This is a genomic window from Pseudoxanthomonas jiangsuensis, assembly GCF_010093185.1.
Lineage (GTDB): Bacteria > Pseudomonadota > Gammaproteobacteria > Xanthomonadales > Xanthomonadaceae > Pseudoxanthomonas > Pseudoxanthomonas jiangsuensis.
The window spans coordinates 1-541 of record NZ_PDWL01000128.1 but is presented as its reverse complement, the minus strand read 5'-3'; the positions used below and the strand labels follow the sequence as shown (position 1 = coordinate 541).

The 541-nt window shown below is 53.0% G+C and carries 1 protein-coding gene; it reads right to left on the bottom strand.

Going from position 1 to position 541, the window contains the following annotated elements:
* Positions 1 to 524: phage terminase large subunit family protein (locus tag CSC62_RS17620; protein WP_425502061.1), on the bottom strand; the 524-nt coding region annotated here is incomplete at its 3' end.
* Positions 525 to 541: the final 17 nt, after the last annotated feature.

Below are 541 nucleotides of genomic sequence, written 5' to 3'. Positions count from 1 at the left end.
CTGTCAGGTGGCTCAATCTCTTCACCGGATGACGAAAACCAGAGAATGCCATCACGGGTCCAGATCCCGGTCTTTTCGCAGATATAACGGGCATCAGTAAAGTCCAGCTCCTGCTGGCGGATGACGCAGGCATTATGCTCGCAGAGATAAAACACGCTGGAGGGGTCATCCGGCGTCCATTTGAGGCCAAACGGCGTCTCTTTGTCGCCAAATTTAAGATACTGCTCCTCCCCGCAATGCGGGCAGGCAACATGAAAACGCATAAAATGCGGAGATTCACTGGCTGCACGCTCAATCTGACAGGTGCCTCTCACTTTTGGCGTGGAGCCACGGATGGACTTTGGCCAGACCGAGCCTTCAATACGCTTGTCACCCAGGAACGTCGGAGAGCCTTCCTGTTCAATATCATCATCAAAAGCAGCAAGTTCATCATAACCCGCCACATCCACCGACTTTTCACGGTAGTTTTTTGCCGCTTTACCGCCCAGGCACCAGAAGCCACGCCCATTAGTGAAACGCTTCATGGTGAGCGTGTTATCCC